6 protein-coding genes are annotated in these 8,501 nt (G+C 69.3%); 3 read left to right on the top strand and 3 right to left on the bottom strand.

Features of this window, described 5'->3' with window-relative positions:
- From WAL33_RS15455 to WAL33_RS15465, 3 genes are all read right to left on the bottom strand, one after another.
- A partial coding sequence (locus tag WAL33_RS15455) for a cell wall hydrolase (protein ID WP_422182410.1) occupies positions 1–917 on the bottom strand: 917 nt, incomplete at its 3' end.
- A 16-nt stretch (positions 918–933) separates the two neighbouring features.
- Positions 934–1,413, bottom strand: a complete 480-nt coding sequence (locus WAL33_RS15460) for a Dps family protein (RefSeq protein ID WP_422182411.1) — start codon at positions 1,411–1,413, stop codon at positions 934–936.
- Between the two features lie 23 nt (positions 1,414–1,436).
- Positions 1,437–1,559: a hypothetical protein gene (locus WAL33_RS15465; RefSeq protein ID WP_422182412.1), complete on the bottom strand. Its 123-nt coding sequence runs from the start codon at positions 1,557–1,559 to the stop codon at positions 1,437–1,439.
- A gap of 37 nt (positions 1,560–1,596) precedes the next feature.
- Between WAL33_RS15465 and WAL33_RS15470 the strand changes: the two genes are divergently transcribed.
- The 3 genes from WAL33_RS15470 to nadA all read left to right on the top strand — a co-directional run bounded on the left by WAL33_RS15470 (position 1,597) and on the right by nadA (position 8,416).
- Positions 1,597–3,909: a PAS domain-containing protein gene (locus tag WAL33_RS15470; RefSeq protein WP_422182413.1), complete on the top strand. Its 2,313-nt coding sequence runs from the start codon at positions 1,597–1,599 to the stop codon at positions 3,907–3,909.
- Between the two features lie 102 nt (positions 3,910–4,011).
- The gene (locus WAL33_RS15475; protein ID WP_422182414.1) at positions 4,012–7,077 is read left to right on the top strand and encodes a DUF3857 domain-containing protein; all 3,066 of its coding nucleotides are present in this window, start codon (positions 4,012–4,014) and stop codon (positions 7,075–7,077) included.
- Between the two features lie 241 nt (positions 7,078–7,318).
- Entirely contained in the window at positions 7,319–8,416 is a 1,098-nt protein-coding gene (gene nadA, locus WAL33_RS15480) for a quinolinate synthase NadA (protein WP_422182415.1), read from the top strand.
- The last annotated feature ends 85 nt before the right edge of the window (positions 8,417–8,501 follow it).

Here is an 8,501-nt window from a genome sequence, read left to right on the forward strand (position 1 = left end):
GGCGGGGCGGCCTCCAGGGTGCGCGGATCCGCGCCCATCAGGATGTCGGCCGACAAGGCCTCATTGCCCGAATAGCGCCCCCGGAACGCCGACTGCCGGCCCGACGGACCGGTCCAGCGATAGAAGACGTGCGCGCCCAGGGTGCGCAGCTTGACCAGGGTCGGCGCCCAGTACGGATAGACGTAGTCGGCGTGATAGTGGGTGGCGGCGCCGACGTCCTTCATCACGAAGCCGGCCAGGGCCCGCTTGGCGACGATCTCGGCGTTGGTCCAGATCGCCGGACTGATGGGCCGCGCCAGCGAGCCGTCGCAGGTGAAGCTGAACTGGCAGCCCGTACCCCGGGCGGCGCCTTCATAGATCACGCCGCAGATCGACTTGGGGTAGCCCGGATGGCGCACCCGGTTGATCACGGTCTGGGCCACGGCCTGCTGGCCCGCGAGGGGCTCGAAGCCGGCCTCGAAATAGACCGCCTGGGTCATGCAGTGCAGGGCCTTGTCGCGCTCCGACGCCGCGCCCGTCAGCTTGAAGGGTCGCGACGGTTCCAGGGGTGACGGCGCCTGAGGCTTGAAGGCGTTGATCGCCCGGGCTTCCTCGAAATCCGCCTCGCGGTCGCCCAATCGCGGGATCCGGTGCAGATCCAGCTTTTCCCAGCCGGGGATCCGCCCCCAATAGTCCTTGTGCGGCCGCGGATCGTGCCGATTGACCAGGGCCAGCACAGCCGGGTCCTTGGCCATGTAGCGAGCCAAGCCCCCCTCCGACAACGGCACGGCGAAAGTGATCAGGCCGGCGGACCGCGCCGGCCCTGTCGCGAAGTGGTCGAGCCCGCACGCGGAAAGCACGCCGAGGGCGATCACCGCCCCCGACGCCAGAGCCAGCTGGACGGCCCCGAGGATCGTATATCGATCTAGACCGGGCACGTGCGGACCCGGAAGATCACTTTCCGCCGAGCGTCGAGCGGATCATCCAGGCGTGTTTCTCATGCGCGGCCAGGCGCTGGGTGTAGAGGTCGGCGGTGGCCTCGTCGCCGGCTTCGTCGGCCGCCTTGAACGCATCGCGCAGGGTGGCGATCACCGTCTCGTTGTCGGTCAGCAGTTCCTTGAACATGCCTTCCCACTCCTTCTCGGCGTCACCGTCCTTGATGCTGGAGAGGTTGCCGAAGGCGCCGTAGCCCATCGGGGCCAGTTCGCCCAACGCGCGAATGCGTTCGGCGATGGCGTCAAGCGCCGTCCACTCCTCGGTGTACTGGCCCTCCAGCAGCACGTGCAGCGCCTGGAAATTGGGGCCGCGGACGTTCCAATGGTAGCCGTGGGTCTTAAGGTACAGCGCGTAGCTGTCGGCCAGAACCTTGTTCAAGCCTCCGACGATGTCGGCGCGCTGTTTCGTCGTGAAGCCGGTGTTCAGGTTCGCAGCCATCTCAATCTCCCGTGTTGCGTGTCCTAGGTAAGCGTGTCCATCTTCTTGGCAAGACGTATGTGCGCGTTGGGGCCCATGACGACAAAAGAACCACCCGCGATGGAGCGTCGGCGTGCGTCGCCGAACGCAATCAGCGCGTGGCTCATTCCCAGGACCTCCCCGCCGGCCTGGCGATCGGCCCTGGTGACCCTGGCGGCGATCCTGGCGGCGGTGGCCCTGAGGATCGCCCTGCTGGGCCTGTCCAGCGGCGTCGGCGCGACCCTGACCTTCTTCCCCGCCATGATCCTGGTCACCCTCTATGCCGGCTGGCGGTGGGGCCTGGGGCCGATCGCGGCGGGCATGGCCTTCGCCCTGTGGCTGTGGGCCGGTCCCCGGGGCGGCGGACTGGGCGAGGATGAGGTCGCCACCCTGGTGCTGTTCCTGGTGTCCTCGATGATCATCACGGCCGTGGCCGCGGGCCTGCGCGCCAGCGTGGTCAGCCTGGCCGAGGCCCGCCGGCTCCAGATCGAGGCCGAGGCCCGCCTGGAGGTCACCCAGAACTCGGCCGGGGTCGGCCCTTGGGAATGGGATCTCCAGAACGACGTCCTGACCCTGTCTTCCACCGCCCGCAAGAACCTCGGCCTCGCCGCCGAGGGCCCGATCGACATGAGCGCCCTGATCGAGCTGATCCATCCCGATGACCGCGCCATGATCCGGAGCGGGGTGATCGCGGCGGTGAAGGCCGGCCCGCATTACGAGGTCGAATACCGGCTGGCCAACCATCCCGAGGGCGAGCGCTGGATTCACGGCCAGGGCGAGATCCAGCGCGACGAGAACGGCCGCGCCCTGCGCATTCTGGGCGTCAATTACGAGGTCACCAAGCGCCGCCGCGCCGAGGAGGGTCTGCGCGAGAGCGAGGCCAGGTTCCGCGCCCTGGCCAACAGCGCCCCCGTGCTGATGTGGATCAGCGGCGAGGACGGCGCGCGGGTCTTCGTCAACGACGCCTATGTCGCCTTCGCCGGCGTGCCCTATGACGAGGCCCTGGTGCTGGACTGGCGCTCGCGGCTGCACGCCGACGACCTGAAACAGATCCTCAAGGCCCAGATCGCCGGCGAGGCGTCGCGAAAGGCGTTCAGCCTGCAGGGCCGCTATCGCCGGATCGACGGCGAGATGCGCTGGCTGAAATCGTTCTCGCAGCCGCGCCTGGGTCCTGGCGGCGAGTTCATCGGCTTCATCGGCATCGCCTTCGACGTCACCGAGGCCAAGGAGGCCGAGGTCAAGCTGACCGGGCTGAACGAACTGCTGGCCGACCGCGTGCAGGAGGCCCTGTCCGAACGCGACGCCGCCCAGGCCGCCCTGACCCAGTCGCAAAAGCTGGAGGCCATCGGCCAGCTGACCGGCGGGGTGGCCCACGACTTCAACAACCTGCTGACCGTGATCATCGGCGCGCTGGACGTGCTGCAGCGCAATCCCGACGATCAGAAGCGGCGCGACCGGATGCTGACCGCGGCCCAGTCGGCGGCCCGGCGCGGCGAGAAGCTGACCCAGCACCTGCTGGCCTTCGCCCGCCGCCAGCCGCTGAATCCGGAAATCTGCCGGATCGACGCGATGATCATCGACAGCGAGAGCCTGCTGCGCCGCGCGGTCGGTGAAGGCGTCGACCTGACCCTGGACCTCAAGGCCGGGGGCCGCGCCACCCTGACCGACTCCGGCCAGTTCGAAGCGGCCCTGCTGAACCTGGTGGTCAACGCCCGCGACGCCACCCCGCCCGGCGGCAAGATCACCATCGTCTCGCAGGGCGTCGATCTGGCCGAGCCCCAGGGCGTCTTGCCGGCCGGCCGCTATCTGCGCGTGGCCGTCACCGACACCGGCGCGGGCATGGACGCCGAGACCCTGGAACGGGCCTTCGAGCCCTTCTACACCACCAAGCCGGTCGGCAAGGGCACGGGCCTGGGCCTGAGCCAGGTCTACGGCTTCGTGCGCCAGAGCGGCGGCGAGGTGACCATCACATCCGAGCCGGGTCAGGGCACGACGGTGGCCATGTTGCTGCCGGTGCGCGAGGCCTTCTCGCCGGTCGAGGTGCTGGCCGTCCGGCCGCCGGCCACCCGCGCCAGCGCCCACGTGCTGCTGGTCGAGGACGACGTCGAGGTGGGCGACCTGATCGCCGCCATGCTCGACGAGCTGGGCCACATGGTCAGCCGCGCCGCCACCGTCGACGAGGCCCTGGCCATCGCCCGCACCGACCCGACCCTGAGCCTGGTGATCACCGACGTGATCATGCCCGGCGGCAAGAGCGGGGTCGATCTGGCCCTGGCCCTGGCCGAGGAACGGCCGGAGCTGCCGATCCTGCTCAGCTCCGGCTATGCCGGCCAGGAACTGGGCCGCGCCCAGGAGACCCCCTGGCTTCTGCTGCGCAAGCCCTACGCCCTGGACGCCCTGGCCCAGGCCATGGCGGACGCCTGGGACCGGCACGCGCCGATCCAGACGGCCGGCAAGCGGGGCAAGGCGAAGGTCTAGGACTCCGATCGGGCGGCGGCAACTCGGCTCGGGGTTGCGCCCGGACGGCGCGGCGCTAAGCTGCGCCGATTGGGGGACTGCATGATTGTAAAAGTGTTGGCCATGGCGGCTCTCACCGCCACGGCAACTGTCGCCGTCGCGTCGCCGGCGCCCGTCCGGGCGGCCGCAGAGCAGACGGCCCCGGCGGATGTTCGCACGGTGCTCTACGGCCCGCCCGCGGCCTGGGTGAAGCCGATCGAGGCGCCGCCCGCGCCGACGGCCCCGACGGGCGCGGCCTTTGTCCATCGGCTGATCGACCAGCAGGTCCGCGTCACCGCCGAGGGCGAGGAAATCTACACCGACATCGCCTTCAAGATCCTGACCGAGGAAGGCTTGGCGGCGGGCTCGCTGAAGCTGGAGTGGGACCCTGCCTCAGAGGCCGTCACCGTCCACCGCCTGGTCGTCCTGCGCGACGGCGAGACGATCGACGTCCTGAAGTCCGACAAGTTCGAGATCTTGCGCCGCGAGACCAATCTGGAGTCGGCGATGCTGGACGGACGCCTGACGGCGACGCTCCAGGTCAAGGGGCTGCGGGTCGGGGACTCGCTGGCCTTCACCGTCTCGCGCCGCTACCGCGACCCCCTGCCCGGCGCGCGCGCCGAATGGCGCTCGACGGTGGACCACCCGGGCGTGGCGCCGCGGGTGCGGATCCGCGTGCTGTGGACCAAGGACCGGCCGATCCGCTGGCTCAAGGGCGCCGACCTGCCCGCGCCGACGGTCAGCGAGACGGACGCGGGCGGCGAGCTGCTGCTGGACCTCAAGGACATCAAGGCGCCCCAGGCCCCGTCCGGCGCGCCCATGCGCTACGCCTATATCAACCAGCTGTCGCTGAGCGGCTTCGAGACCTGGGCCCAGGTGTCCAGCCTGATGGCGCCGTACTACGCCCGGGCCGCGACGCTGGAGGCGGGCTCGCCGCTGAAGGCCGAGGTCGACAAGATCAGGGTGGCCAGCCCCGATCCGGCCGTCCGCGCGGCCCTGGCCCTGAAGCTGGTGCAGTCGCAGGTGCGCTACGTCTTCGTGGGCCTAGACGGCGGCGGCCGCAAGCCAGCCGCGGCCGACGAGACCTGGCGTCACCGTTTCGGCGACTGCAAGGGCAAGACCGCCCTGCTGCTGGCCCTCCTGGCCCAACTGGACATCCCGGCCGAGGCCGCCCTGGTCAATTCCAGCGGTCGCGGCGACGGCCTCGACCAGCGCCTGCCCGGGCAGGACATGTTCGACCACGTCATCGTTCGCACGACGATCGGCGGCCGGACCTACTGGCTGGACGGCACGCGGTCGGGCGACGAGAACATCGCCAATCTCGACGTGCCGCCGTTCCTCTGGGCCCTGCCGCTGCGCGCGAATGGCGCGAACCTGGAGAAGATGGAGCCCAGGCCGCTCCTGAAGCCCTACGGCGAGACGATCATGCGGGTGGACGCCTCGGCCGGCGCCGATGTTCCGGCCGACGTGACCGTCCAGGCGGTGCTGCGCGGCGACCAGGCGATCGAGGCCAACCGGCAGGTGTCCAGCCAGCCCCGCGACGAGGTGGTCCGCGCCAGCCTGCGGTCCTGGAGCGACGAGATCAGCTGGGTCGACTTCACCGACATCGACTGGACCTACGACGCCAACGCCGCCCTGTTCATCATCAACCTGCGCGGCAAGGGCACTATCCACTGGTGGCCGGTCGCGGGCGGCCTTCGCCAGTGGGACCTGGACGGCAGCGGCCTGCAATACACCAGCTTCCAGCGCGACAGCGCCATGGACCCCAAGGCGCCCTACGGTGTGGCCTATCCGTCCTTCGGCCGCTGGGTGACCGCCATCACCCTGCCCGACGGCGGCGAGGGTTATCAAACCAACGGCCGCAACCTGAACGAGGTGGTCGGCGGGGCGAAGGTGCTGCGCAGCTACGTGCAGGCGCACGGCCGGGTGACCCTGATCCGCAGCCTGCGCACAGTCGACCGCGAGATCTCGCCCGAGGACGCCAAGGCCTCGACCCAGCGGGCGCGCGAAGGCGTCGGCGTGGTGGCCATCCGCGCCGTCGACAAGGACTCCAAGGACGCGCCGAAGACCGCGCCCCAGCCGATCGACGAAGGCCCGTTGTCGGCCGGCTACGAGGCCTGGATCCACGATCGCCCGGACCAGGCCTTGCGTCTGTTCCAGAAGGCGCGGGACGCCCAGCCGACCCAGGACGCGCCCTGGCAGGCGATGGTCAACCTGCTGGTCTCGCGCAAGGACTACGCCGGGGCCCTGAAGCTCTGCGACCAGGCCGCGCGCAAGAGCACGTCGCCGCCGCAGGTCTGGCAGGCCAATCGCGCCGGCGTGCTGATCGCGGCGGATCGGGCCGACGAGGCGGTCGCGGATCTGGAAAAGGCCCTAGCCGCCACGCCGGACGACAAGGACCTGCTGCTGATCCTGGCTCGGGCGCACGGCCAGCTGAAGAAGCCGGACCTAGCCCGAAAGGATCTCGACCGGGGCCTGGCAGCCGCCCCAACCGACACGGAACTCCTGCGCGCGCGGGCCTGGTCGGCCATGGAGGCCAAGGAATACGACGACGCCGTCGCCCGTCTCGAGGCCCTGGTGGCGATGGATCCCGACAACATCTATCGCCTCACCAGCCTGTCTCACGCCTATCAGATGGCCAACCGGCCGGAAGACGCCCGTCGCGAGGCCGACGAGGCCCTGCGCATCGATCCGTTCAAGGTCGACGCCCTGATCTGGCGCGCCGAGCTGTTCCAGCGGCAGAAGCGATTCGACCTGGCCTTGGCCGACACCGAGACGATCGTGGCGCTGCGCCCGGACATCGCCGCGTCCTGGAATTCGCGCTGCTGGGCGCGAGCCGTCTCGGGCGTGGAGCTGGATAAGGCCCTGGCCGACTGCAACACCTCGCTGAAGCTGCGGCCGCGCAACGCGGCGGTCCTGGACAGCCGGGCGCTCACTCAGCTGCGCCGGGGCGACCTGAAGGCGGCCCTGGCCGACTACGACGCCGCCCTCGCCCTGGAACCCAAGCAGGCCGCCTCGCTGTACGGCCGGGGGCTGGTCAAGCAGAAGCTGGGCGACCAGACGGGCGGCCAGGCCGATCTGAAAGCGGCCATCGCCCTCGAGGCCGAGGTCGTCGAGCGCTTCGAAGGCTACGGCCTCAAGGCGGGCTAGGGTTTTCCGCCGGGCCGAGAGGCTCGACTCGGCGGAAATCTCACCCCGCGCGACTAGACCGAACACCGATTTTCACGCCGCCGCTTTGCAATCGGCCTTGGAAGGGCTATATGTCTTTCATCCCTTTTGCTCAATTTAAGCATAAGGGACGACGTCGGAGCGGGCCTTAACGATTTATCCTCCGTTTCCGGCGTTTTTTGAGGCCCTGGAAATGCTCAGATTGAGCATAAGAGAGGATCACATGGCCGACGGTTTCGTGTCCCCCCGGGCGCCCCTCGCCTTCACCCCCGACGTCGAAGCGGCCACCGCCTCGATGTGGGACAAGGTCAAGCACCACGTGGCGCCTCTGGAGTGGCAGATCCACGCGCCGCTGATCGCCGAGATCAATCGGCTCAAGCGCGAGAAGAACGCCGTCATCCTGGCCCACAACTACATGACGCCCGAGATTTTCCACGGCGTGGGCGATTTCGTCGGCGACAGCCTGGCCCTGGCCCGCGAGGCGGCCAAGTGCGACGCGGCGGTGATCGTCCAGGCCGGCGTGCACTTCATGGCCGAGACCAGCAAGGTGCTGGCGCCGGAAAAGCGCGTGCTGATCCCCGACCTGCGGGCCGGCTGCTCGCTGGCGTCCTCGATCACCGGCGCCGACGTGCGGCTGATCAAGCAGCGCCACCCGGGCATCCCGGTGGTCACCTATGTCAACACCACCGCCGACGTGAAGGCCGAGACCGACATCTGCTGCACCAGCGCCAACGCCGTGCAGGTGGTGGAGTGGGCCGCGCGCGAATGGGGCGTCGACACGGTGATCCTGATCCCCGACGAGTTCCTGGCCCGCAACGTCGCGCGCCAGACCAGCGTCAAGATCATCGCCTGGGCCGGCCGCTGCGAGGTGCACGAGCGCTTCACCGCCCAGGACATCGCCGACATGCGCGCCGCCTATCCGGGCGCCGACATCCTGGCCCACCCCGAGTGCCCGACCGAGATCCTGGAAGCCGCCGACTTCGCCGGCTCCACGGCGGCGATGAACGACTATGTGGCGCTGAGGAAGCCCAAGCAGGTGGTGCTGATCACCGAGTGCTCGATGGCCTCCAACGTCCAGGCCGAAAGCCCCGGCACCCAGTTCATCGGCCCCTGCAACCTGTGTCCGCATATGAAGCGGATCAGCCTGCAGAACATCCACGACGCCCTGCTGTACGACCAGTACGAGGTGACGGTGGACCCCAGCGTGCAGATCCGCGCCAAGCTGGCCGTGCAACGGATGATCGACCTGCCGCCGCCGACGGTCCCCGCCCGCTACGACCTGGTCAAGGCCAAGCACCACGTGGACGTGGAGCTGATTTAAACCCCCTTCCCCATCAAGGGGGAAGGGAGTGGAGTTGAAGCATGACCGACCGCATCACCTTCGACGGCCCCGTGATCCTCGGGGC

Origin of the sequence: Caulobacter sp. (assembly GCF_049283275.1) — a bacterium.
Lineage (GTDB): Bacteria > Pseudomonadota > Alphaproteobacteria > Caulobacterales > Caulobacteraceae > Caulobacter.

What these genes read in the sequence shown, in the direction of transcription:
- WAL33_RS15465 (WP_422182412.1), bottom strand. Translation starts at nt 1,559, where the DNA reads ATGAGCCACGCGCTGATTGCGTTCGGCGACGCACGCCGACGCTCCATC.
- WAL33_RS15475 (WP_422182414.1), top strand. Translation starts at nt 4,012, where the DNA reads ATGGCGGCTCTCACCGCCACGGCAACTGTCGCCGTCGCGTCGCCGGCG.
- WAL33_RS15460 (WP_422182411.1), bottom strand. Translation starts at nt 1,413, where the DNA reads ATGGCTGCGAACCTGAACACCGGCTTCACGACGAAACAGCGCGCCGAC.
- nadA (WP_422182415.1), top strand. Translation starts at nt 7,319, where the DNA reads ATGGCCGACGGTTTCGTGTCCCCCCGGGCGCCCCTCGCCTTCACCCCC.